Consider the following 22,509-nt stretch of genomic DNA (forward strand, 5'->3'; position numbering starts at 1 on the left):
TCGCGAGCAGGCTCACTCCTACAGGGGACCGTGTACCAACCTGAATTTTTGTGGACCCTGACATGACCATTCGCTGCAATTCCTACTACACCGCCACCCTCAACCAGGACACCGACTACCCCACCCTGCAAGGCCAGCACAAGGTCGATGTGGTGATCATCGGCGGCGGTTTCACCGGTGTCGCCACTGCTGTCGAACTGGCGGAAAAAGGCCTGAAAGTCGCCATCGTCGAAAGCCACAAAATTGGCTGGGGCGCCACCGGACGCAATGGCGGGCAAGTCACCGGCAGCCTCTCCGGCGACGGTGCGATGCGCAAACAGATGCGCGCCAGTCTTGGCGATGACGTCGACGATTTCATCTGGCACCTGCGCTGGCGCGGGCATGAAATCATCTGCCAGCGCGTCGAAAAATATGCGATCCAGTGCGACCTCAAACACGGCCATCTGCACGCGGCGTACAAGCCGAGCCACATGACCGATCTGTGCAAGGACTACGACGAAGCCGTGCGCCGAGGTCTGGGCGATGAAGTGAGCCTGCTCGACCGCAGCCAGGTTCGCGATCTGCTGCAAAGCGAGCTCTACCACGGCGCAATCAAGAACACCCGCAACATGCACCTGCACCCGCTCAACCTGTGCATCGGCGAAGCGCGGGCGGCCGAAAGCCTCGGTGCGCTGATCTTCGAAAACAGTGAAGTGCTGGAGATCATTCAAGGCGACAACCCTGGCGTGCGCACCGCCCACGGCCAGATCGACGCCAATCAGGTGATGCTCGCCGGCGACGTCTACCACAAACTCGAACCGGGTCAGCTCAAGGGCAAGATTTTTCCGGCCATGGGCGGCATCGTCACCACCGCGCCGCTCGGCGATCTGGCGCAACAGATCAACCGCGAAGACCTCGCCGTCTATGACTGCCGATTCGTCCTTGATTACTACCGGCTCACCGCCGACGGCAGGTTGCTGTTTGGTGGTGGCGCGAATTACAGCGGCAAGGACTCACGGGACATTGCCGCCGAACTGCGCCCGTGCATCGAGCGCACGTTCCCGGCGCTAAAAGGCGTGCCGATCGATTACCAGTGGAGCTGCGCCATGGGCATCGTCATCAACCGCATCCCGCAACTGGGCAAGCTCTCGGATAACGTCTGGTACTGCCAGGGCTATTCGGGACACGGCATCGCCACCACGCACATCATGGGCGAAATCATGAGCCGGGCGATCACCGGGCAGCTGGAGCAGTTCGACACCTTCGCCGCGTGCCGGCACATTCGCGTACCGATGGGCGACCTGCTCGGCAACCCGTTGCTGGCGGCGGGGATGTGGTATTACCAGATGCTTGAGCGGTTGCGCTGACCGGACCGGCCCTTTCGCGAGCAGGCTCGCTCCCACATTGGATTTGTGAACGACACAACACCCTGTGGGAGTGAGCCTGCTCGCGATGAGCCCCTCAAATCCAACACAACATTCAATCCGGCAACTGCTCCACCACAATCCCCAACCGCTGATAATCCTCGACATTCCCCGACCCCGGATGCCGCTCGGTAATCAGCCTGTGCAGGCGCGTGCACGGCGCCACCACGAACGGCTCCACCGCCCCCAGCTTGTCCGCCGTGGTCACCGCAATCACCCGCGTCGCGCTGTTGAGCATCGCCTGTTTGATCGGCACTTCATCGAAATGCAGCGAGGTGATCCCGACCTCGGGATGAATCGCACAAACGCCGGTAATCGCCACATCAGCCTTGATCCCCGCCAGCAGTCGCAGCGCTTCCTGACCACTCGCCGACATCGAATGCGGATTCAATTCGCCGCCCGCCAGAATCACTTTCACGCCCTTGTATTCGGACAGGGCAATCGCCGTCAGCGGTGATGCGGTCACGGCGGTAATGCAGATGTCGGCGGGTAACGCCCGCGCTACCTGCAAGGTGGTCGAGCCGGAGTCGAACAACACAATCTGCCCGTGCTCGATGTGCTGGGCCGCCAATTGCGCCAGGCGCACTTTGATCTCGTCCGTCTCATCCAGGCGGGTGAAGTAATCCTTGCCGGAATCTTTCGGTCGCGGCAACGCCCCGCCATGCACGCGCTGCACCAGACCGGCGTTGTCCAGTTCGGCGAGATCGCGGCGGATGGTGTCTTCGGAGACTGCAAAATGCTGGCTCAGCTCGGAGGCCATGACCTTGCCGTCACGTTCGAGAAGCAAAAGGATTTTCTGCCGACGCAGCGAAGGCAATTCAGCGATGGAGTGGTCGTGCATGGTTGTGCCTGTTTGTGCTTGTAATTGCAGGTTTCAGCGACACTAGCGAAAGTCTCGGGCGAATACAAACGCGACGGCTATCAATGCTTTCGATCATTGGAATCAACAAGGCGAATTTTTTCTTTGCGTTGCGCCTGTTCACAATGGCCCCACTCTTAAAAGCTCAGGATGAACCGCCCATGAATCTCAATTTCGCCTTCGCCTGCATGATCGTCGTGTCGTTCGCGATTGCCCTGGGCCACGCCTGACAGCAAGTCAAACCGAGGCGAGCAATTGCTCACGCAACCATTTATGCGCCGGATCGCGGTGCATGCGCTCAGCCCAGAACATCGCCATTTCATAACCGGGCACCTGCAACGGTGCATCGACCACTTGCAGCGCCGGATTGCCGCGGACCAGGCGTGACGGCAGCATCGCCACCAGATCGGTGCTGGCCAGTACCGACATCGCCATCAGAAAGTGCGGCACCGACAACACCACTTTCCGTGCCAGGCCGACCTCGGCCAGCGCCTTGTCGGTCACGCCGAAAAAGCCCCCACCCTCCCGCGACACCAGCACGTGCTCCAGCGCGCAGAATTGTTCGCGGCTGGGCGCCTGGGTCAATCCCGGATGACCGATGCGCCCGGCCAGCACATAGCGTTCAGTGAACAACGGTCGCCGATGCAACTCCGCCGGCGCGTCCTCGCTGATGTGCAGGGCCAGATCGAACACGCCCTGCTCGGCCTGCTTGACCATTTGCGCGGGCGTCAGGTCGATGATCGCCAGCCGGGTGCCCGGGGCCTGTTCGCGCAAATGGCTGAGCGCTGGCAGCACGACAGTGGATTCACCGTAATCGGTCGCGGCGATTTTCCAGCTGTTATTCGCCCGCGCCGGGTCGAACACATCCGCTGGCGCCACCGCCCTTCTCAACGCCTCCAGCGCTTCACGCAATGGCTCGCGCAGTTCATCGGCGCGCGCGGTCGGGCGCATGCCTCTTGGGCCGGGCAGCAACAGCGGATCGTTGAAGATTTCGCGCAGTCTGGCCAAGTGCACGCTCACCGACGGCTGCGACAAATGCAGACGCTGCGCCGCGCGGGTGACGTTGTGCTCGGCGAGCAATACGTCGAGGGTCAGCAGCAGGTTGATATCGAGGCGTCTCAAATTATTCATGGCTATACCAGACATATCAGGCATTCATTTCAAATATACCGGGCGAGCGCTGATCCTGCAGTCATCAACTCAAGGAGCACGCGACATGAATGTATTACTGGTTTACGCCCACCCTGAATCGACTTCGCTCAACGGCTCGCTGCGCGACTTCACCGTCCAGCGCCTGCAAGCCGCCGGCCACACCGTGCAGGTCTCCGATCTGTACGCAATGAACTGGAAACCCGTGCTCGACGCCGATGACGCACCGCAGCGCGATCAATCGCAACCGTTCCACGCCTCCCTCGACTCGAAACGCGCCTACGCCGACGGCACCCAGGCCGCCGACATCGCCCGCGAGCAAGAGAAACTGCGCTGGGCCGACGCACTGATCCTGCAATTCCCGATGTGGTGGTTCAGCATGCCGGCGATCCTCAAGGGCTGGTTCGACCGTGTCTACGCCTACGGCTTCGCCTATGGCGTCGGCGAACACTCCGACAGCCGCTGGGGCGAGCGATACGGCGAAGGGAGGATGAAGGGCAAACGGGCGATGTTGCTGGTTACCACCGGCGGCTGGGAATCGCACTACAGCCCACGCGGGATCAATGGGCCGATGGACGATTTACTGTTTCCGATTCAACACGGGATTCTGTATTACCCAGGGTTTGATGTGGTGCCACCGTTTGTGGTGTATCGCACCAGCCGGATGGATGAGGCGCGGTATGGCCAGACCACTGAGGAACTGGGGTTGCGCCTGGATGAAATGTGGAGTGTGCGGCCGATCGGGTTTCGGCAGCAGAATGGTGGGGAGTATGAGATTCCGGGGTTGACGTTGAAGGATGAGATTGCGCCGGGCCTGGAGGGTTTTTCAGCGCACATCCGCTAGCCCCTCACCCTCTCCCAAAGGGAGAGGGGACTGACCGAGTTGTTCTGGCAAATTACGCCGATCTGGGATATCGAGCCGAACTCAAGTTTTGAACAGCCCCCGCTCTGCTCCCTTCCCCCTCGCCCCCTTTGGGGGCGAGGGCTGGGGTGAGGAATCGCCAGGCACCACTGGCTTGCTTCACGTTTCCTGGCGCACCCGCCGAAACTGCACCAACAACGCCGGGGCAAAATGCAGCAACACCATCCGGCTCAGATGATGCGTCAGGATAAACACCACATTCAGCCCGCCACCAAACGCGACGATCGCAATCGTCTCGATTGCGCCCGGCATATACGCCAGCCACAACGACAGCGGATCACTGCCCAGCCAACTTGCGGCCCCTTCAGCAAACACCGCCGCGACCACAATCATCAACCCCACCGAGACCAACGCCGTGCGCCCATGTCGCGCCAGTTCCGCGATGCCAAGTCCCTGAAACCGCGAGCCGATGCGCACGCCGAGAATCAGTGCCGCCAGGTTCAAGCTCCACTCCGGCATGTGAAAGCCATGCAGCCATCCTGACTTCACAAACACCGCGGTAAGGAGGATCGCGGTAAGCATGAATGGCGCCGGGACGCCGATCAGCAGCAGCAAACGCCCGAGCAATACGCTCAAAGCGATGACTGAGCACGCGGTCAGCGCCATGCCTGTGGTCAACGGATCGCTGGCGACTTCAGCCACCGCTGCTTGCCCGGGAATGAGCAAGCTCACCAGCACGGTGATCAATAGCAGCCGCATCAGGTGCACGATGATGACCTTGCTCGAAGCCTTTTCCGATTCAAGCAAATCGAACACCGCGGCCAATGCGCCGGGATACACCGCCAACAGCGCATCGGTGCGATTCCAGCCGGCGCCGCGTGTCAGCCACCAGCCAGCGAGGGCGATTTGTACGGCGAGGCAGATCAGCAAGATGCCAAGGCTGGGCAACATCGTCGAGGCCGTTTCGCTGTCCCAGGCTTCGAACATAAGCCCGGTGGCGATGCCCAGCGTGACCTGGATGTAGCCCAAGCCATAAGGGGTTGCCGGGGCGATGCCGGTTTTGCTGGCAAACAACGCGGTCACCACAATCGAGCCCAACAACAAACCGTGGGGAACGCCTTCAAACTGCAACAACGCGCCGAAACCGGCGGCAATCAACAAGCACACAATGGATTTCATAGTCGCCTTCCTGGCTATCCAACTGACACACCACCATTTCCCTGTAGGAGCTGCCGAAGGCTGCGATCTTTTGATTTTTTAAGATCAAGATCAAAAGATCGCAGCCTTCGGCAGCTCCTACGGGGGGTTGCGTTTTATGCGCGAAGCCGTGCAATCGCCCGCCGATACTTCTCGACCCGCTCCAGATCCTCCCAACTCGGCGAGGTGATCCGCGAGATATCGCTGTTCTCTTCCAGATCCGCCAGCTTCACTACCCGGCCGATCGGGTTCTGCGCGGCGCGGTCGACGAAATCCTCGTAGGACTCGCCGGGCACTTTGCTCACTGCTGCAATCGCCGCCAGCACCTCTTCGCTGAAACCTTCCCCGCGCAAATCATCCAGACTCACCCCGCAATCCTCGACCACATCGTGCAGCACAGCGACGATGCGTTCTTCCAGCGTGTTCATGCGCAACATGACTTTCAGCGGATGCAAAATGTACGGCGCGCCGCCCTTGTCCACCTGCCCGCTGTGGGCCGTGGCGGCAATGGCGATGGCGCGTTCGAGGGTTTGGGCCATGGGAATCGAATCCTGCGCTGAATGTTTCTGATTGTTGCGCAGTGTACGCGAAGATCGTGCAGCGCAAAGCCGATTGAACCTTGCCCGCCTGCGCCGCCTCGAAACCAGACAAGCGCCAAATCACCGATCAGACGCGGCGCCATTGGAGAGGAACTGCCGATGAAAACCCGACTGCTGCTCCTGATCGCCACATTCGCCATCATCCCCACTTGCGTCATGGCCGAAGGCTGCGACGTCCAGACCCGCTCCTCCAGCGCCGCAGTGCCCGCCGTGGAAACCCACAGCTGCTACGAATACGAAGGCATGCCCGTGGACTCCATCAACTGGTCGTGCAGCAACGAAAGCAAGGACACCCTCAACGCCACCAAGAAAAAAGTCGAGCGCTGCGACGACCACTACCAGGCCACCTGCACCGCCCGCCTCACCCAGGAATCCCTCGCTAATCCGCACTCGACCAGCAAAGACAAAAGCGCCAAACCGCTGAACATGCCCGACAACGCCAAAGTCACCACGTATTACTACGACGGTGAGCATCTGGCTCAGGCGAAGATTGATTGTGAGAACAGTGGTGGTGACTGGAAGGCCAAGTAGCTTCCAGGATCTGTCAAAAAGCCCGGCTGGATGCCGGGCTTGCTGTATTTGAACCCACCATCAGCCCTCACCAGCGCCGCTGCTGGTACCGCTGTCGTTCGACTGCTTCGAACCACTGGGCTTGGAGCCCGAAGGTGTCGAGCCATCATTGTTGGTGGTGTTGCCCTGAGTGCCCTTGGGCACGGTGGCGCCATTGGAATGAATGTCTTCCGGCGCGCTCGGGTTGGTTTGGCTGTTGCCGTCGTTTGCAGTGGGTTCAGGGGTGTCGCTGGCGGCTGTTGCGTAGAGCGAGGTGGCGGATAGCAGGGTGGCCAGGGAGAGTGCTGCGAGTTTGACTGGGCGCATATCGATGGTTCCTTTGCGGGGTGAGTTACGCATTGGAAACAGGAATTCGGTGAAAATGCGGGGCGGCTGACGAATGGCAGGGATAAATAACCCGGCCTCGAAGAGACATCAGGTTAATAAAGACAGCATCTTGTGCGCAGAAAAAAGCCCGGCTCAAAAGACCGGGCTTTCAGCTTGCGACACCCATCAACTACCGCCGCTCCCGCCACTGCTGCTACCGGACGGTTGACCCGCAGGGCTGGGTTTAGAGGCAGAAGGCACCGGCCCATTGTCGGTCTTGCCACCATCACCACCTTGGGGCAGCGAATCGGCATCCGGGTCGGCATTGGTGGCTGGAGACGCCGGTTCACGGGTCTGGCTGGTGCCGTCGCTCGCCTTCGGGGTCGACGTTTCGCCAGCCGCGAGCGTGTACGGCGAACTGCCGAACAGCAATGCCGCGAGGGTAATCACCGCAAATCTATGGTTCAGCATGGTGGCTCTTCCTTTGCGTGTGGAGTTACAGCATTGGAAGCAGGTGTGCAGCGAACGTGCGACGCGTCGGACGAATGGTTATCACCCGAATGTTTCGCCAAATTACGACGCCTGAACGCTTCGCAGCAAAACACCCGGACGGCCCGCGGGTTCCTGAAAAATCAACCTCGATAAAGCTATGCGAAATGCATGCCCCTCAAAAATTCGCCGGCGTATTCGCACTGATAATCTCAGCCTCATCCGCCCCGATATTGCGGAACTTGTGCGGCAGCGTGGTCGGAAAGTAATACCCGTCCCCCGCACTCAACACACTCACCTGCCCGTCCACGGTCAACTCCACGGTGCCGCGCGTGACCAGCCCGCACTCTTCGCCTTCGGCGTGCACGATCGGCTCTTCGCCGGAGCTGGCGCCGGGGGCGTATTGTTCGCGGAGCAGGCGCATCTGGCGGCTGGGGACGGAGGCGCCGATGAGCAGCAGGCGCAGGCCGTGGCGGCCGAGGTCGGGTTGTTCGTTGGCGCGGAAGACGTATTGGTGTTCGCGCGGCGGCTGGTCGAAGGTGAAGAAGTCGGCCAAGGACATCGGTATGCCTTCGAGCAGCTTTTTCAGCGAGCTGACGGAGGGGCTGACGCGGTTCTGTTCGATCAGCGAGATGGTCGCGTTGGTCACGCCGCTGCGCCGGGCGAGCTCGCGCTGGGAGAGTTTGTAGCTTTCGCGTACTAGTTTGAGTCGAGAACCCGTATCCATGACTGCCTTATGTTGAGGTACTTAAGGGTAATGGGGGTGGGTGGCGGGTGACGCGCAGGTCGCGCGGATCACGTTGCTCCCGTGTCCCGGAACCGTGAAAGGCGGCTATTAAATCACGTTTGCGGGTGTTGCTCAGCAGGTTCGATGGATGGTTGGGCAAAAGTCATTTATGCCTTGGTAATCCGGATCTGTAGGAGTGAGCCTGCTCGCGATGGCGGTGTGTCAGGTAATGATTCGGGGCGGACACACCGCTATCGCGAGCAGGCTCACTCCTACAGTTGGATTCTGGTGTGTCAGGAATTGCATTGGTGGCTGGAGTGGCCTCTTCGCGAGCAGGCTCGCTCCCACAGGGAAAAACCGGCGCGGTCTTGGGGACCGTCGCCGGTGAGGTCAATCAGACGCCGAAACGGTCGCGCAGGGAGTAATAGACAGCGCCCAGCGCGGTGAGCGGTGCGGAGAAGGTGCGGCCGCCGAGCATCGGCATGTGCGGCAGGGAGGCGAAGGCGTTGAAGCGTTCGGCGTCGCCGCGGATCATTTCCGAGATCAGTTTGCCGGCCAGGTGTGAGCAGGTAACGCCGTGGCCGCTGTAGCCCTGCATGTAGTAGGCGTTCTTTTCGATACGACCGAATTGCGGCATGCGCGACATGGTCAGCAGGAAATTTCCGGTCCAGCGGTAGTCGATTTTCACGTCCTTGAGCTGCGGGAAGGTCTTGAGGATCTTCGGCCGAATCAGCTGTTCGATGTCGTCCGGCTCCCGCGCGCCGTAGACCACGCCGCCGCCATAAAGCAGACGGTTGTCGGCGGTGAGGCGATAGTAATCGAGCAGGTAATTACAGTCTTCGACGCAATAGTTGTTGGTGATCAGGCTGCGTGCCTGCTGCTCGGTCAGCGGTTCGGTGACGACGATCTGCGAGCCGCACGGCATGCTTTTCGCGGTGACGCGGTTGTCGAGGCCTTGCGGCAGATAAGCATTGCCGGCGATCAGCAGGTATTTGGCGCGGACCAGCCCTTTGCCGGTGCGCACGGTGATCGGCTCGCCGTAGGTAATTTCCACCGCCGCCGATTGCTCGTAGATCTTGCCGCCCAAACGCACGATGGCAGCGGCCTCCCCTAGCGCCAGGTTCAACGGATGAACGTGGCCACCCTGCATGTCCAGCAAACCGCCAACGTAAGCATCGGAGCCGACTTCACGACGAATGTCCGCTGCATCGAGCATCTGCAGACTGCGGTTGCCGTAGCGTTCCCAGTTGCGCTTCTGCTCGGCCAGACCGTTGAGTTGCTTCTTGTTCATCGCCGCGAAAATACCGCCCGGGCGATAGTCGCACTTGATGTCGTAATCCTGGATGCGCGAACGGATGATGTCGGCGCCTTCGAAGATCATGCTGCCGAGGATTTCCGCAGTCTTGTCACCGTAGCGCTCTTCGATGACATCGACGTCGCGGCTGTAGGAGTTGACGAGTTGCCCGCCGTTGCGACCGCTGGCACCGTAGCCGACTTTCGCCGCTTCCAACACCGTGACTTTGTAGCCAGCCTCGCTGAGGAACAGCGCCGAGGAAAGACCGGTATAGCCTGCGCCGATGATGCAGACGTCGCAGTCCAGCGCTTCTTCGAGAATCGGAAAGTCGATGACTTCGTTGCGGGTGGCGGCGTAGTAGCTGTTGACGTGTTGCTGTTTCATACATTTCTCCGAGGGTCGCCAACCAGGGGCGACCGCCGCTGTAAAAGAATTAGAGCTTGATCCAGGTCGCTTTCAGCTCGGTGTACTTGTCGAACGCGTGCAGCGATTTGTCGCGACCGTTGCCCGATTGCTTGAAACCACCGAACGGTGCGGTCATGTCGCCGCCGTCGTACTGGTTGACCCAGACGCTACCGGCACGCAGGCCACGGGCGAAGGTGTGCGCCTTGCTCAGGTTGCTGGTCCACACACCGGCGGCAAGGCCGAAGATGCTGTCGTTGGCGATCTGCAGGGCTTCTTCAGCGGTGTCGAAGGTGATCAGCGACAGCACCGGGCCGAAGATTTCTTCCTGAGCGATGGTCATTGCGTTGGTCACGCCGTCGAAAATCGCTGGCTGCACGTAGAGGCCACCGGTTTCTTCGAGGGTGCGCTGGCCGCCGGCAATCAGCTCGGCGCCCTCCTCGCGACCGATGCTGATGTAGCGCAGCACGTTGTCGAGCTGACGCTGGTCGACCACGGCGCCGACGGTGGTGGCCGGATCAAGCGCATGCCCCGGTTTCCACGCTTGCAAGGCTTCCACCAGCAGCGGAATAAACTGCTCGCGGATCGAACGTTCGACCAGCAGGCGCGAACCGGCGGTGCAGACTTCACCCTGATTGAAGGCGATGGCACCGGCCGCTGCTTGGGCTGCGGCGCGCAGATCCGGTGCGTCGGCAAACACCACGTTCGGGCTCTTGCCGCCGGCCTCGAGCCAGACGCGTTTCATGTTGCTTTGGCCGGCGTAAATCATCAGTTGCTTGGCGATCGCCGTGGAACCGGTGAAGGCCAGGACGTCGACATCCATATGCAACGCCAGCGCCTTGCCGACGGTGTGACCGAAGCCCGGCAGCACGTTGAACACGCCCTTCGGAATCCCGGCCTCCAGCCCAAGCTGCGCAATACGGATGGCGGTCAGTGGCGACTTTTCCGAAGGCTTGAGAATGAACGAGTTACCCGCTGCCAGCGCTGGAGCGAACTTCCAGCTGGCCATGATCAGCGGGAAATTCCACGGCACGATCGCCGCGACCACACCGGCGGGCTCGCGGGTGACGAGGCCGAGTTGGTCGTGCGGGGTGGCGGCGACTTCGTCGTAGATCTTGTCGATGGCCTCGGCGCTCCAGCGGATCGCGTTGGCGGTGGCCGGGATGTCGATGCTCATCGAATCGCTGATCGGTTTGCCCATGTCGAGGGTTTCCAGCAGCGCCAGTTCTTCCTGGTGCTGCAGGATCAGATCGGCGAAACGGATCAGGATGCGCTTGCGCTCGGCCGGGGCCTTTTTCGCCCAGATGCCGGAGTTGAACGATTGACGCGCGGCTTCCACCGCGAGGTTGGCGTCGGCTTCATCGGTACTGGCGACGGCGGCGAGAAAGCGGCCATCGACCGGGCTCAGGCATTCGAAGGTGTCGCCACTGATCGCCGGGCGGTATTCACCGTTGATGAAGGCGCGGGATTCGATGGACAGGGACTGGAAGCGGTGTTCCCAGTCGTTGCGGGTTGTGGTCATTGTTATGAGCTCGACAAAAGGAATGGGGATGGGCGAACGCACGCCAAACGAAATCTGATAACCCGTTCCCATGTAGGAGCTGCCGAAGGCTGCGATCTTTAGCTCTTGCTCCGAAAATCAAAGTCAAAAGATCGCAGCCTTCGGCAGCTCCTACAGGGTTGGGTGTCAGCTTTTAGACGGTATGCAGATACCAGTTGTACTCAAGGTCAGAAATCGAGTTCTCGAACTCGGCAAGCTCGCTTTCCTTGCACGCGACAAACACGTCGATGTACATCGGGTCGATGTAGCGCGCCATGACTTCGCTGTCGTCGAGCTCACGCAGGGCGTCGCGCAGGTTGTTCGGCAGGCTCTGCTCGTTCTGCTCGTAGCTGTTGCCTTCGACCGGAGCGCCCGGTTCGATCTGGTTGGTCAGACCGTGGTGAATACCGGCCAGCACCGAAGCCATCAGCAGGTATGGGTTGGCATCGGCACCGGCGACGCGGTGTTCGATGCGCACGGCGTCCGCTGAACCGGTCGGCACGCGCACGGCGACGGTGCGGTTGTCGATGCCCCAGCTCGGCGAGTTCGGCACATAGAACTGCGCGCCGAAGCGGCGATAGGAGTTGACGTTCGGGCAGAGGAACGCCATTTGCGCCGGCAGGGTCTCGAGCACACCGCCGATCGCGTGACGCAGCGCGGCGTTCTGCTCGGGATCCTCGCTGGCGAAGATGTTGTTGCCTTCTTTGTCCAGAATCGAAATGTGTACATGCAAACCGTTGCCGGCCTGGCCCGGATACGGCTTGGCCATGAAAGTCGTGTCCATCTCGTGGTCGTAGGCGATGTTTTTCACCAGACGCTTGAGCAGCACCGCGTAATCGCAGGCCTTGATCGGGTCGGAAACGTGATGCAGGTTGACTTCGAACTGCGCCGGGGCGCTTTCCTTGACGATCGCGTCAGCCGGGATGCCCTGCTCTTTCGCGCCTTCGAGGATGTCTTGCAGGCAGTCGACGTATTCGTCGAGATCGTCGATCAGGTACACCTGAGTCGATACCGGACGTTTGCCCGACACTGGCGAGCGTGGCGACTGCGGACGGCCGTTCACGTTGTCCTGGTCAATCAGATAGAACTCCAGTTCGAACGCGGCGCAAATGGTCAGGCCGAGGTCGTCGAACTTGCGCACCACATTGGCCAGCACTTCACGCGGGTCGGCAAAGAACGGCTGGCCTTCGATCTCGTGCATGGTCATCAGCAGTTGTGCGGTCGGGCGCTTTTGCCACGGCTCGATGCTCAAGGTGCCGGGAATCGGATAGCAGATGCGATCGGCATCGCCAATGTCCAGACCCAGGCCGGTGCTTTCCACCGTCGAGCCATTGATGTCCAGCGCGAACAGCGACGCCGGCAGGTTGATGCCTTTTTCGTACACCTTATGAAGACTGGTGCGTTCGATGCGCTTGCCGCGCACCACACCGTTCATATCCGCAATCAGAAGGTCGACGTACAAAACCTCAGGATATTTCTTAAGGAATGCGTTGGCTTCGTTGAGTTGAACGGTACGCAGAGGGACCGACATGATGCACCTATTTAGCTGTTAATTATTATGTTCACCACCGTATTGCGCAGCCAGTCAATCCGAAAGGCAAAGTGAAGTCAATAGCGAACAGCAGGCCCCGCAGCCTTTATTTTTCGGGCTTTTATTCACACTCTCGTGCCAGATTCGCCGTCAAACCCCATGAAACCAGCGCAACCTGATGATCGGCGTTTAGAATTTTTTACATGGCAGTTGTTAATTAAAATCAACGAGGCTAAGCTCCGGAAAAGCTCGTTCAAGTGACAGACTTCGAGGTGAATAAAAATGGCATTCAAGCCATTGATCGGCGTTACTGCGTGCGTCAAACAGATTGGCCTGCATCCCTATCACATCAGCGGCGACAAGTACGTACGTGCTGTCAGCGTTGGTGCTGAAGGGCTGCCAGTGGTCATTCCTTCCCTCGGCAACCTGACTGAAATCGACGACCTGCTCGGCCAGCTCGATGGTCTGTTGCTGACCGGCTCACCCTCGAATGTGCAGCCTTTCCACTATCAAGGCCCGACCAGTGCGCCTGGCACGGATCACGACCCGGCCCGCGACGCCACCACCCTTCCTTTATTGCGTGCAGCCATCGCGGCGGGCGTTCCGGTGCTCGGCATTTGCCGTGGCTTTCAGGAAATGAACGTGGCCTTCGGCGGCAGTCTGCATCAGAAGGTGCATGAGCTGCCGGGCATGCTCGATCACCGTGAGGCCGACAGCCCGGATGTCGCGGTGCAATACGCCCCGGCTCATGCGGTCAGCGTGCTCGCCGGCGGTGTGTTCGAAGCGCTGGAGTTGCCCAACGAGTTTCAGGTCAATTCGATTCACAGCCAGGGCATCGACCGCCTCGCCGCCGGCCTGCGTGCCGAAGCGGTGGCGCCGGACGGTTTGATCGAAGCGATCTCGGTGGAGCACAGCCCGACCTTCGCACTCGGCGTGCAATGGCACCCGGAATGGCAAGTGCTGGACAACCCCGATTACCTGAAGATTTTCCAGGCGTTCGGCGCAGCGTGCCGGCAGCGGGCGGCGCGGCGCAACCAGCGCTGACGCAACCACGAATCAAGTAACGATTTACTGCCCCAGCGGCTGGCGGGTGTGCGTTTGCACCCCTGTCAGTCGTGAACCGCGACACCCGTAATAACAACAAGTACGACCCAAGCCGCAGGGCAGGAGCCCTGTAGGAGCTGCCGAAGGCTGCGATCTCTTGATCTTGATCCTGAAAAACAAAATCAAAAGATCGCAGCCTTCGGCAGCTCCTACAGGTGCATTTGCAGGCTTGCAATCCACTTAAGCCCGGCCACGTTGGCCAGGCACACGAAACCTGTTGGGAGTTTCACATGGCAAACGCCTCCAGCACTTACCGGAAGGCACTCGAAGGTCATCAGCAACCGAAAAAGGTGTTGGTGAAAGTCGACCGTGTCACCAAGAAGTTCGACGAAACCGTGGCCGTGGACGATGTGTCCCTGGAGATCCATCAGGGCGAAATCTTCGCGCTGCTGGGTGGCTCCGGATCGGGCAAATCGACCCTGCTGCGCATGCTCGCCGGTTTCGAGCGGCCGACCGAGGGGCGGATTCTGCTCGATGGCGTGGACATCACCGACATGCCGCCGTACGAGCGGCCGATCAACATGATGTTCCAGTCCTACGCGTTATTCCCGCACATGACCGTGGCGCAGAACATCGCCTTCGGCCTCAAACAGGACCGTTTGCCTGCCAGTGAAATCGATGCCCGCGTCGAAGAAATGCTGCGTCTGGTGCACATGACCCAATACGCCAAACGCCGCCCGCACCAATTGTCCGGCGGTCAGCGGCAGCGCGTCGCCCTCGCCCGCTCGCTGGCGAAACGGCCGAAACTGTTGCTGCTCGACGAGCCGATGGGGGCGCTGGACAAGAAACTGCGTTCGCAGATGCAGCTTGAGCTTGTGGAGATCATCGAACGCGTCGGCGTGACCTGCGTGATGGTGACCCACGACCAGGAAGAAGCCATGACCATGGCTCAGCGCATCGCAATCATGCACCTGGGCTGGATCGCGCAGATCGGCAGCCCGGTCGACATTTATGAAGCGCCGGTCAGCCGCATGGTCTGCGAGTTCATCGGCAACGTGAACGCCTTCGACGGCACCGTGGTGGAAGATCTGGAAGGCCACGCGATCATCCACAGCCCGGATTTGCAGCAGAAGATTTACGTCGGTCACGGCGTCAGCACTTCGGTGCAGGACAAGTCGATCACCTACGCCATCCGCCCGGAGAAAATGCTCGTCAGCACCAGCCAACCGGAGTTCCGCTACAACTGGTCCGAAGGCAAGGTGCACGACATCGCCTACCTCGGCGGTCACTCGGTGTTCTACGTCGAGCTGCCCGGCGGCAAGATCGTCCAGTCGTTCATGGCTAACGCCGAACGTCGTGGTGCGCGGCCGACCTGGGACGACAAGGTCTACGTCTGGTGGGAAGACGACAGCGGCGTGGTACTGCGCTCATGAGAACCTTCAATCAGCAATTCCTGCGCCTGGTGCCCAGCGGACGAAAATGGGTGATTGGCATTCCGTTCATCTGGCTGTTTCTGTTTTTCATGCTGCCGTTCTTTCTGGTGATGAAGATCAGCTTCTCGGAAGCCGCGCTGTCGATCCCGCCGTACTCTGAGATCTACACTTTCGCCGAACAGAAATTCCAGCTGCTGCTGAACATCGGCAACTACACCCTGCTCGGCGAAGACGAGCTATACCTGTCGGCCTACCTCGGTTCGCTGAAGGTCGCAGCACTGAGCACGCTGATGTGCCTGGCGATCGGTTTTCCGATGGCCTGCGCGATCACCAGGACCGGCAAGGAAACGCAAAACGTCCTGCTGCTGTTGATCATGATGCCGACCTGGACGGCGATTTTGATCCGCGTTTATGCGTGGATGGGCATCCTCAGCAACAACGGTTTGCTCAATGCGTTTCTGATGTGGACCGGGCTCACCGATCACCCGATCGAGATCCTCAACACCAACACTGCCGTCTATATAGGTGTCGTGTACGCGTATTTGCCGTTCATGGTTCTGCCGCTCTACGCCAACCTCGTCAAGCACGACAACAGCCTGCTGGAAGCCGCGCAGGACTTGGGTTCGAGCAACTTCAACAACTTCTGGAAGATCACCGTGCCACTGGCGAAGAACGGGATCATTGCCGGCTGCATGCTGGTGTTTATTCCGGTGGTCGGCGAGTTCGTGATTCCGGAACTGTTGGGTGGCCCGGAGACGCTGATGATCGGTCGCGTGCTGTGGCAAGAGTTCTTCAATAACCGCGACTGGCCGGTGGCGTCCGCCCTGGCGGTGGTGATGCTGTTGATCCTGATTGTGCCGATTCTGCTGTTCAACCGCAGTCAGGCCAAAGAGATGGAGGCACGGGGATGAAACGCTTCAACTTTTCCAGGTTCATGCTGATCTTCGGCCTGATGTTCATTTATCTGCCGATGCTGATTCTGGTGATCTACTCGTTCAACGCCTCGAAACTGGTGACCGTCTGGGGTGGCTGGTCAATCAAGTGGTATGCCGGCCTGCTCGACAACACGCAACTGATGGGCTCGGTGGTGCGCTCGCTGGAGATTGCCTGCTACACCGCGATTGCTGCGGTGGCGCTGGGCACCCTCGCCGCTTTTGTCCTGACTCGCGTCACGCGCTTCAAGGGTCGCACGCTGTTTGGCGGCCTGGTCACCGCGCCGCTGGTGATGCCGGAAGTGATCACCGGTCTGTCGTTGTTGCTGCTGTTCGTAGCGATGGCGCAGCTGATCGGCTGGCCGCAGGAGCGAGGCATCGTCACCATCTGGATTGCTCACACGACCTTTTGTGCGGCTTATGTCGCGGTGGTAGTCTCCGCCCGCCTGCGCGAGCTGGATCTGTCGATCGAAGAAGCGGCGATGGATCTCGGCGCGAAACCGTTCAAGGTGTTTTTCCTGATCACCATCCCCATGATCGCGCCGTCGCTGGCGGCAGGCGGGATGATGTCATTTGCCTTGTCGCTGGATGACCTGGTGCTGGCGAGTTTCGTCTCCGGGCCGGGCTCGACGACGCTGCCGATGGAAGTGTTCTCGGCGGTGCGTCTGGGTGTGAAACCCGAGATCAACGCGGTGGCCAGCCTGATTCTGCTGGCGGTGTCGCTGGTGACTTTCCTCGTCTGGCACTTCGGCCGCAAAGCGGAAGCCAATCGCAAACGGGCAATCCAGGAAGCAATGGATCAGACCGCGAATGAGTCTTGGCAGCCGCAACGTGCCGCAGCGGCCACAGCCTGACTCTAGGACTATAAAAACCTGTGGCGAGGAGGCTTGCTCCCGCTTGAGTGCGCAGCGCTCACAAGATTTTGCGGGCGCTTCGCAGCTCAGCGGGAGCAAGCTCCCTCGCCACAATGGTTCTGTGTACATCATGTTTTGTGTTCGGTTTTTGAATAAGAAGAAGGGAGTTGTACCGATGAAAATGTTTGGCAGGACTCTGCTGACACTGTCCTTAATGGGCGCAATGGTCATGGGCGCCCAGGCCAACGACAAGGTGCTGCGTGTTTACAACTGGTCCGATTACATCGCGCCGGACACCGTGAAGAAGTTCGAAGACGAGACCGGTATTCGCGTGACCTACGACGTCTTCGACAGCAACGAAACCCTCGAGGCGCGCCTGCTGGCGGGCAAATCCGGTTACGACATCGTCGTACCGTCGAACAGTTTTCTGGCCAAGCAGATCAAGGCCGGCGTCTATCAGCCGCTGGACAAATCGAAGCTGCCGAACTGGAAGAATCTCAACCCGGTACTGCTGAAAAACGCCTCCGCCAGTGATCCGGACAACGCGCACGCGTTCCCGTACATGTGGGGCTCTATCGGTATCGGCTTCAATCCGGCCAAGGTCAAGGAAGTGCTCGGCGCCAACGCCCCGACCAACTCCTGGGACTTGCTGTTCAAACCGCAGAACGCGGAAAAACTCAAAGCCTGCGGCATCAGTTTTCTCGATTCGCCGACCGAGATGCTCCCGGCCGCCCTGCACTACCTGGGCTATCCGGTGAACGACAAGGACAAGGCGCACATCGCCGAGGCGGAAGCGCTGTTCATGAAAATCCGCCCGTATGTGGCGTATTTCCATTCCTCGAAGTACATCTCCGATCTGGCCAACGGCAACATCTGCGTAGCGGTCGGTTATTCCGGCGACGTCCTGCAGGCCAAGGCCCGGGCGGTGGAATCGGGCAACAAGGTGGTGATCGACTACAGCATTCCCAAGGAAGGCGCCGGCAGTTTCTACGACATGGTCGCCATCCCGCGCGACGCTGCGAACGTCGACAACGCCTACCTGTTCATGGACTTCCTGATGCGCCCGGACATCATCGCCGAAGTCACCAACAGCATCGGCTACAGCAACGCCAACGCAGCGGCCACGCCACTGGTGGACGAAGCGATCCGCAATGAACCGGGCTCGTATCCATCGCAAGCGGTGATGGCGACGTTGTATGCCGTGCCGGATCAGCCAATTGCCACACAGCGCATCATGACGCGCGGCTGGACGCGGGTGAAGCTCGGGAAATAAGCACACCAGTGATCCACATGTAGGAGTGAGCCTGCTCGCGATAGCGGTGTTTCAGCCAGCTTCGATAGTGAATGTGCTGACGTCATCGCGAGCAGGCTCACTCCTACAGTGGTTCGGCGTTATGCCAGACAGAATCACAAGTTTCCCGTTCACGCAGCGCCTTACCACCGCTGCCCCTTGCTCTGAACGGCCTCACCCGGCTCCCTCGGCTCGGGTGAATGTGCAGGCGCCTTCGGGCGCCTTTTTTGTCGCTCAGATCAGCGGCCAGTCCTGCACCACCCGATAGCGGCCCTTGTGCGATTCGAACAAGGCGAAGCGTTCAGCGCGCAGGAAAAACTCCGGCGGCGTGCCCGCTTCCGGCTCCGGCGCACGGTATTCGCGAGCCAGGGTCAGGTGCGGACGGAACTCATGGGTGGGTTCTTCAAAACCGAACGGCAGCATCGCTTGCTCCAGCGCATAGACCAGGCGCAACAATCCCGGCGGCGCCTGCTCCGGTGCCAATGACAGGACACCGGCGCGATGCCAGACCTGCAAGCGATCCAGCGAAATCCGCAACGCTTCCCCCGGCGTGCGCACACTGCCCGCGGCTTCGCAGACGCCATGAATCTGCGCCAGCGGCACCGCGCCGAGAAACAGCAAGGTCAGATGAAAGTTGTCCGCCGGCACCGGCCTGCCGTTGCGCAGACCCAGCTCCGAACGCCACTGGGCGATCGCCTTGCGCTGCGCTGGCGGGCAATCCAAGGCAAAAAACAATCGCTTCGACGGCTCATCCTTGCGCACCCCATCAATCATTGCCCTCTCCCCTTGTTCGTCATGACCGCGCCGATTCTACACAGCCTGTTCTGACGACTCGCGACAGGAAGCTATAGTTCATGGATTGCCATCAACCGGAGGCTGCCATGCGCGAGATCCTCAGCAAAGAACCCTGGTGGGCCCGGCCACCACAACCCGGGCAGAACGAAAGCGAACTGGAATGGGGCTGGCTGGTGCATTACAGCGAAGGCGAACCGCGCTTCGAGTTCGTCCGCGAACGACCCAGCGACGAGCAGATTCGCAACCGCAAGAGTTGCCGGGTCACCCCCTCGCCCGAGTGAATAGAGCCCGTGAGCACTAATCCTGTGGGAGCGAGCCAGCTCGCGAAAGCGTCGTATCAGTAACATTTCTTTATCTGAGACACCGCTTTCGCGAGCAGGCTCGCTCCCACAGGGTTATGCATTGATCAGTGGGGTTGGGTGTCGCCGGCTGCGGTGTCGATGCTGACCACCACCGACATGCCCGGTCGTAGCCGTTCCTGCTCCTGCTGATCGGGATCGATGGTGATGCGCACTGGCACGCGCTGAGCGATCTTGACGAAGTTGCCAGTGGCATTGTCGGCCTGGAGCAAGGCAAATTCCGAACCGGTGCCCGGCGAAATATGCTGCACATGGCCAGTGAATCGGCGGTGGTTCAAGGCGTCGACGGTGAAGCGCACCGGTTGCCCGACACGCACGTTGGCCATTTGGGTTTCCTTCATGTTGGCGATCACCCATTTCTGATCCGGCACCAATGCCATCAATTGCGCGCCGGAGTTGACGTAGGCGCCGAGGCGCACGCCGATCTGCCCGAGCTGGCCGTCGCGCGGGGCGACAATCCGCGTGTTCGACAGATCGATCCGTGCCAGTTGCACCGCCGCTTCGGCGCTGGCCACCGCAGCTTCCAGCGAGCCGCGATTGACGATCACCGTTTGCAGGTCCTGCCGGGCGATTTCCAGATTGGCCTTGGCCTGCGCCACTGCCGCCGTGCTCTGCGCATTGGCAGCGAGGGTCACGTCGAACTCGCGTTTCGACACCGAACCGTCGCGCACCAGTTCCTGATTACGCCGCAGATCGGCCTCGCTCTTGCGCAACTGCGCCTGGCTGTCGGCCAACACCGCCTGGCGCAATTTGATCGTTGCCTCGGCGCTGTTGCGCTGCTGCACGACGTTGGCCAGCCCGGCCTTTTGCACCGCCAGTTGTGCCAGCGACTGGTCGAGGCGCTGCTGATAAATGCGGTCATCCAATCGCACCAGCAGGTCCCCGGCCTTGACGTACTGGAAGTCCTGCACCGGCACCTCGAACACGTAACCGCTGAGCTGCGGGCCGATGATCGTCACCTGCCCGCGCACCAAGGCGTTTTCCGTGGTTTCCACGGCGCTGCTGAACGGCGGCAATTGCCACGCATACAACACGATCAGTACGCCGACAATGGCGATCGCCGCAAAGCCCAGCGAAGAAATGATCCGCACCCGCAGCGAACGCGGCTCGGTATTGGCTGACGATGGCGGCGCCTCACCTTCAGGCGTGGCGGCAATGGCGTTAGTGGTTGTGGTGGTCGGTTCGGTCATGAAGAAATGGCGCCGCTTGATGGTACGGAAGGTGTCGGCTCAATGGCTTTGGTGGTACTCATCAGCCACAACGCGCGAATCGAAAGCCAGATCATGGTCAGTACGGCAATGACCGCGATCAGCATGAAGACATCGTTATAGGCCAGCACGTTCGCTTCGCGTGTCGCTGCATTGGCGAGGCTGCGCATCCCGGCCAGATTGCGCAGGCTCGGGTCGGCCAGCAACCCGCCATAGGCTGAACCGCCGCTCTGCACGCGCGCGGCCACCAAGGGATCGGACATCACCAGATGATCGACGATGTGGCTGGAATGGTACTTCTCCCGCACGATCTGAAACGTGCCAAGCAACGCCGCGCCGAGCAGCCCGCCGAGGTTGTTGCAGATCCCGAACAGCACGGAAAAACTCACCAGGTTGCGTGGGTTGGTCAGCACGTTGCGCGTCCCGAACACCATGGTCGGGCCGAGAAAAAACGTACTGCCGAACGCCAGCAGGAACTGGCTGAAGTAGAGATTTTGCGGGCGGGTCAGGTTGTTGGAAAAACTGTCCATCACCGAACCGGTGGCCATCAGTGCGAGCGAGATGATCAACGGCATCAGCAAGTGTTTGGGGTCGATGGTCAGCGCGCTGGTGGCAAGCCCGGCGACGCTGCCGATCAGCATCACCACGTACAGGCTGTGCAGTTGCTCATAGCCCATGTTGAGGTTCTGCATGAAACCGACCGCACCGGTGGATTGCTCCGAGGTGACCATGCGGATCAGGGTCACCGCCAGCGCCAGACGAATCATCGTGCCGCTGCCCAGCCAGCGGGTCATCAGCATCGGGTTGCTGCGGTTATGTTCGATGGCCAAGCCCATGATGATCAGCGCGATCGAACAGGCGAGCGCGACGCCGATCCAGTCGGCCTCCAGCCACCAGTCGATGCGCCCCAGCGACAGCACCGCGCACAACAACGCCACACCGGTGGCGAGGATGGCGAAGGTCAGGAAGTCGAGTTTTTCAAAGGTCTTGAAGCGGTCACCGGGCGGCAACTTCAGCAGCAATACACAGCCGAGTGACAACAGGGCCATGCCCAATTCGAACAGGTAGAGGCCGCGCCACTCGGCGATCTGCAACAGGTCTTCGGAAAACAGCCGCGCCAGCGGCAACGCCAGTTGCGAAGTGCCAAGACCGAGTACCAGCGCTTTGAGTCGCCACTTCGCCGGGAACGCCTGGACCATGTAATACAGCCCCAGCGAACTCAGCGCCGCGCCGACCATGCCGTGGGCAGCACGCACTGCCACCGCAGAATTGAGATCGTTGACGAACAGATGGCCGAAGGTCACCAGCGCATAGAGCACCAGGAACACTTCGGTGAACGCGCGCAAGCCGAACTGCTGGCGAAACTTCACCAGCAGCAGGTTCATCGATACGTTGGTCATCACATAGGCGGCCGGCAGCCAGGCCATTTCCGCGGTGGTCGCGCCGAGCGAGCCTTGCAGATAAGGCAGGTTGGCGACCACCAGCGAATTCCCCAGCCCACCAGTCACCGCCACCAGCACACCAACCGCCGCGTACGCCAGGCGCTTGGGCGTGGAGTGCAGTGGTGTCGACGGCGAACCGGGCAGGCTGGGCTTTTCGTGAGGTTGCCAGTTGCGCGGGGCGTACTTATCCATGGATCGGCCTGGTGCTGGGGGGTGGAGGAAG

23 protein-coding genes are annotated in these 22,509 nt (G+C 60.4%); 10 read left to right on the forward strand and 13 right to left on the reverse strand.

The annotated features are described in order from the left end of the window. Window positions 1-62 precede the first annotated feature (62 nt). Entirely contained in the window at window positions 63-1,346 is a 1,284-nt protein-coding gene (locus LIS66_RS15960) for an NAD(P)/FAD-dependent oxidoreductase (RefSeq protein WP_227972547.1), read from the forward strand. A 112-nt stretch (window positions 1,347-1,458) separates the two neighbouring features. Here LIS66_RS15960 and LIS66_RS15965 read toward each other — a convergent pair whose 3' ends face one another. Next, complete coding sequence (locus tag LIS66_RS15965) at window positions 1,459-2,244, reverse strand: DeoR/GlpR family DNA-binding transcription regulator (protein WP_227972548.1); 786 nt, start codon at window positions 2,242-2,244, stop codon at window positions 1,459-1,461. Between the two features lie 83 nt (window positions 2,245-2,327). Here LIS66_RS15965 and LIS66_RS15970 point away from each other — a divergent pair, with 83 nt between their 5' ends. Next, entirely contained in the window at window positions 2,328-2,492 is a 165-nt protein-coding gene (locus LIS66_RS15970; RefSeq protein WP_165839223.1) for a hypothetical protein, read from the forward strand. Window positions 2,493-2,499: 7 nt separating this feature from the next. Here LIS66_RS15970 and LIS66_RS15975 read toward each other — a convergent pair whose 3' ends face one another. Next, window positions 2,500-3,393: a LysR family transcriptional regulator gene (locus LIS66_RS15975; RefSeq protein ID WP_227972549.1), complete on the reverse strand. Its 894-nt coding sequence runs from the start codon at window positions 3,391-3,393 to the stop codon at window positions 2,500-2,502. 85 nt (window positions 3,394-3,478) lie between these two features. Between LIS66_RS15975 and LIS66_RS15980 the strand changes: the two genes are divergently transcribed. Further along, window positions 3,479-4,255, forward strand: coding sequence for an NAD(P)H-dependent oxidoreductase (locus LIS66_RS15980; protein ID WP_042609323.1), 777 nt, complete (start codon window positions 3,479-3,481; stop codon window positions 4,253-4,255). A gap of 177 nt (window positions 4,256-4,432) precedes the next feature. Here the strand turns inward: LIS66_RS15980 and LIS66_RS15985 are convergent, their stop codons facing one another. Both LIS66_RS15985 and LIS66_RS15990 read right to left on the reverse strand, forming a co-directional pair. Beyond that, on the reverse strand, window positions 4,433-5,452 hold the full coding sequence (locus tag LIS66_RS15985) for an AbrB family transcriptional regulator (protein ID WP_227972550.1): 1,020 nt from the start codon (window positions 5,450-5,452) through the stop codon (window positions 4,433-4,435). A 134-nt stretch (window positions 5,453-5,586) separates the two neighbouring features. Next, window positions 5,587-6,009, reverse strand: coding sequence for an HD domain-containing protein (locus tag LIS66_RS15990; RefSeq protein WP_227972551.1), 423 nt, complete (start codon window positions 6,007-6,009; stop codon window positions 5,587-5,589). A 159-nt stretch (window positions 6,010-6,168) separates the two neighbouring features. Between LIS66_RS15990 and LIS66_RS15995 the strand changes: the two genes are divergently transcribed. Beyond that, on the forward strand, window positions 6,169-6,600 hold the full coding sequence (locus LIS66_RS15995; protein ID WP_042609320.1) for a hypothetical protein: 432 nt from the start codon (window positions 6,169-6,171) through the stop codon (window positions 6,598-6,600). A gap of 60 nt (window positions 6,601-6,660) precedes the next feature. On the opposite strand, the gene LIS66_RS16000 is transcribed toward LIS66_RS15995, so the two are convergent. From LIS66_RS16000 to LIS66_RS16025, 6 genes are all read right to left on the reverse strand, one after another. Beyond that, window positions 6,661-6,945 (reverse strand): hypothetical protein, encoded by a 285-nt coding sequence (locus LIS66_RS16000; RefSeq protein WP_042609319.1) that lies wholly within the window; start codon window positions 6,943-6,945, stop codon window positions 6,661-6,663. A 186-nt stretch (window positions 6,946-7,131) separates the two neighbouring features. Beyond that, window positions 7,132-7,416 (reverse strand): hypothetical protein, encoded by a 285-nt coding sequence (locus LIS66_RS16005; RefSeq protein WP_042609318.1) that lies wholly within the window; start codon window positions 7,414-7,416, stop codon window positions 7,132-7,134. A 196-nt stretch (window positions 7,417-7,612) separates the two neighbouring features. After that, window positions 7,613-8,161 (reverse strand): cupin domain-containing protein, encoded by a 549-nt coding sequence (locus tag LIS66_RS16010; protein WP_011333561.1) that lies wholly within the window; start codon window positions 8,159-8,161, stop codon window positions 7,613-7,615. Between the two features lie 394 nt (window positions 8,162-8,555). Continuing rightward, complete coding sequence (locus tag LIS66_RS16015) at window positions 8,556-9,839, reverse strand: NAD(P)/FAD-dependent oxidoreductase (RefSeq protein WP_042609317.1); 1,284 nt, start codon at window positions 9,837-9,839, stop codon at window positions 8,556-8,558. Between the two features lie 49 nt (window positions 9,840-9,888). Then, window positions 9,889-11,379, reverse strand: coding sequence for an aldehyde dehydrogenase (locus tag LIS66_RS16020; protein ID WP_227972552.1), 1,491 nt, complete (start codon window positions 11,377-11,379; stop codon window positions 9,889-9,891). A gap of 172 nt (window positions 11,380-11,551) precedes the next feature. After that, on the reverse strand, window positions 11,552-12,928 hold the full coding sequence (locus LIS66_RS16025) for a glutamine synthetase family protein (RefSeq protein WP_007918694.1): 1,377 nt from the start codon (window positions 12,926-12,928) through the stop codon (window positions 11,552-11,554). Window positions 12,929-13,210: 282 nt separating this feature from the next. Here LIS66_RS16025 and LIS66_RS16030 point away from each other — a divergent pair, with 282 nt between their 5' ends. The 5 genes from LIS66_RS16030 (at window position 13,211) to LIS66_RS16050 (ending at window position 18,464) form a co-directional block, all read left to right on the forward strand. Next, on the forward strand, window positions 13,211-13,972 hold the full coding sequence (locus LIS66_RS16030) for a gamma-glutamyl-gamma-aminobutyrate hydrolase family protein (RefSeq protein WP_227972553.1): 762 nt from the start codon (window positions 13,211-13,213) through the stop codon (window positions 13,970-13,972). A 290-nt stretch (window positions 13,973-14,262) separates the two neighbouring features. Next, complete coding sequence (gene potA, locus LIS66_RS16035) at window positions 14,263-15,405, forward strand: polyamine ABC transporter ATP-binding protein (RefSeq protein ID WP_042609314.1); 1,143 nt, start codon at window positions 14,263-14,265, stop codon at window positions 15,403-15,405. Continuing rightward, the gene (locus tag LIS66_RS16040; protein ID WP_227972554.1) at window positions 15,402-16,316 is read left to right on the forward strand and encodes an ABC transporter permease subunit; all 915 of its coding nucleotides are present in this window, start codon (window positions 15,402-15,404) and stop codon (window positions 16,314-16,316) included. The genes potA and LIS66_RS16040 overlap by 4 nt, the downstream gene beginning before the upstream one ends. Then, entirely contained in the window at window positions 16,313-17,191 is an 879-nt protein-coding gene (locus LIS66_RS16045; RefSeq protein ID WP_227972555.1) for an ABC transporter permease subunit, read from the forward strand. Before LIS66_RS16040 ends, LIS66_RS16045 begins: the two co-directional genes overlap by 4 nt. Window positions 17,192-17,366: 175 nt before the next feature. Continuing rightward, complete coding sequence (locus tag LIS66_RS16050) at window positions 17,367-18,464, forward strand: polyamine ABC transporter substrate-binding protein (protein ID WP_042609311.1); 1,098 nt, start codon at window positions 17,367-17,369, stop codon at window positions 18,462-18,464. A 252-nt stretch (window positions 18,465-18,716) separates the two neighbouring features. Here the strand turns inward: LIS66_RS16050 and thpR are convergent, their stop codons facing one another. Next, the gene (gene thpR, locus LIS66_RS16055; protein ID WP_227972556.1) at window positions 18,717-19,256 is read right to left on the reverse strand and encodes an RNA 2',3'-cyclic phosphodiesterase; all 540 of its coding nucleotides are present in this window, start codon (window positions 19,254-19,256) and stop codon (window positions 18,717-18,719) included. A gap of 107 nt (window positions 19,257-19,363) precedes the next feature. Here thpR and LIS66_RS16060 point away from each other — a divergent pair, with 107 nt between their 5' ends. After that, window positions 19,364-19,558 carry a hypothetical protein gene (locus tag LIS66_RS16060; protein WP_042609399.1) on the forward strand — a complete coding sequence of 65 codons (195 nt, stop codon included), beginning with the start codon at window positions 19,364-19,366 and terminating at the stop codon, window positions 19,556-19,558. A 125-nt stretch (window positions 19,559-19,683) separates the two neighbouring features. Here the strand turns inward: LIS66_RS16060 and LIS66_RS16065 are convergent, their stop codons facing one another. Both LIS66_RS16065 and LIS66_RS16070 read right to left on the reverse strand, forming a co-directional pair. After that, the gene (locus LIS66_RS16065; RefSeq protein ID WP_083352496.1) at window positions 19,684-20,826 is read right to left on the reverse strand and encodes an HlyD family secretion protein; all 1,143 of its coding nucleotides are present in this window, start codon (window positions 20,824-20,826) and stop codon (window positions 19,684-19,686) included. Next, on the reverse strand, window positions 20,823-22,478 hold the full coding sequence (locus LIS66_RS16070; protein ID WP_227972557.1) for an MFS transporter: 1,656 nt from the start codon (window positions 22,476-22,478) through the stop codon (window positions 20,823-20,825). The genes LIS66_RS16065 and LIS66_RS16070 overlap by 4 nt, the downstream gene beginning before the upstream one ends. Window positions 22,479-22,509: the final 31 nt, after the last annotated feature.

This window comes from Pseudomonas sp. HN2 (genome assembly GCF_020736465.1).
Taxonomy (GTDB): domain Bacteria; phylum Pseudomonadota; class Gammaproteobacteria; order Pseudomonadales; family Pseudomonadaceae; genus Aquipseudomonas; species Aquipseudomonas moraviensis_A.

What these genes read in the sequence shown, in the direction of transcription:
- LIS66_RS15960 (WP_227972547.1), top strand. Translation starts at nt 63, where the DNA reads ATGACCATTCGCTGCAATTCCTACTACACCGCCACCCTCAACCAGGAC.
- LIS66_RS15965 (WP_227972548.1), bottom strand. Translation starts at nt 2,244, where the DNA reads ATGCACGACCACTCCATCGCTGAATTGCCTTCGCTGCGTCGGCAGAAA.
- LIS66_RS15970 (WP_165839223.1), top strand. Translation starts at nt 2,328, where the DNA reads ATGCTTTCGATCATTGGAATCAACAAGGCGAATTTTTTCTTTGCGTTG.
- LIS66_RS15975 (WP_227972549.1), bottom strand. Translation starts at nt 3,393, where the DNA reads ATGAATAATTTGAGACGCCTCGATATCAACCTGCTGCTGACCCTCGAC.
- LIS66_RS15980 (WP_042609323.1), top strand. Translation starts at nt 3,479, where the DNA reads ATGAATGTATTACTGGTTTACGCCCACCCTGAATCGACTTCGCTCAAC.
- LIS66_RS15985 (WP_227972550.1), bottom strand. Translation starts at nt 5,452, where the DNA reads ATGAAATCCATTGTGTGCTTGTTGATTGCCGCCGGTTTCGGCGCGTTG.
- LIS66_RS15990 (WP_227972551.1), bottom strand. Translation starts at nt 6,009, where the DNA reads ATGGCCCAAACCCTCGAACGCGCCATCGCCATTGCCGCCACGGCCCAC.
- LIS66_RS15995 (WP_042609320.1), top strand. Translation starts at nt 6,169, where the DNA reads ATGAAAACCCGACTGCTGCTCCTGATCGCCACATTCGCCATCATCCCC.
- LIS66_RS16000 (WP_042609319.1), bottom strand. Translation starts at nt 6,945, where the DNA reads ATGCGCCCAGTCAAACTCGCAGCACTCTCCCTGGCCACCCTGCTATCC.
- LIS66_RS16005 (WP_042609318.1), bottom strand. Translation starts at nt 7,416, where the DNA reads ATGCTGAACCATAGATTTGCGGTGATTACCCTCGCGGCATTGCTGTTC.
- LIS66_RS16010 (WP_011333561.1), bottom strand. Translation starts at nt 8,161, where the DNA reads ATGGATACGGGTTCTCGACTCAAACTAGTACGCGAAAGCTACAAACTC.
- LIS66_RS16015 (WP_042609317.1), bottom strand. Translation starts at nt 9,839, where the DNA reads ATGAAACAGCAACACGTCAACAGCTACTACGCCGCCACCCGCAACGAA.
- LIS66_RS16020 (WP_227972552.1), bottom strand. Translation starts at nt 11,379, where the DNA reads ATGACCACAACCCGCAACGACTGGGAACACCGCTTCCAGTCCCTGTCC.
- LIS66_RS16025 (WP_007918694.1), bottom strand. Translation starts at nt 12,928, where the DNA reads ATGTCGGTCCCTCTGCGTACCGTTCAACTCAACGAAGCCAACGCATTC.
- LIS66_RS16030 (WP_227972553.1), top strand. Translation starts at nt 13,211, where the DNA reads ATGGCATTCAAGCCATTGATCGGCGTTACTGCGTGCGTCAAACAGATT.
- potA (WP_042609314.1), top strand. Translation starts at nt 14,263, where the DNA reads ATGGCAAACGCCTCCAGCACTTACCGGAAGGCACTCGAAGGTCATCAG.
- LIS66_RS16040 (WP_227972554.1), top strand. Translation starts at nt 15,402, where the DNA reads ATGAGAACCTTCAATCAGCAATTCCTGCGCCTGGTGCCCAGCGGACGA.
- LIS66_RS16045 (WP_227972555.1), top strand. Translation starts at nt 16,313, where the DNA reads ATGAAACGCTTCAACTTTTCCAGGTTCATGCTGATCTTCGGCCTGATG.
- LIS66_RS16050 (WP_042609311.1), top strand. Translation starts at nt 17,367, where the DNA reads ATGAAAATGTTTGGCAGGACTCTGCTGACACTGTCCTTAATGGGCGCA.
- thpR (WP_227972556.1), bottom strand. Translation starts at nt 19,256, where the DNA reads ATGATTGATGGGGTGCGCAAGGATGAGCCGTCGAAGCGATTGTTTTTT.
- LIS66_RS16060 (WP_042609399.1), top strand. Translation starts at nt 19,364, where the DNA reads ATGCGCGAGATCCTCAGCAAAGAACCCTGGTGGGCCCGGCCACCACAA.
- LIS66_RS16065 (WP_083352496.1), bottom strand. Translation starts at nt 20,826, where the DNA reads ATGACCGAACCGACCACCACAACCACTAACGCCATTGCCGCCACGCCT.
- LIS66_RS16070 (WP_227972557.1), bottom strand. Translation starts at nt 22,478, where the DNA reads ATGGATAAGTACGCCCCGCGCAACTGGCAACCTCACGAAAAGCCCAGC.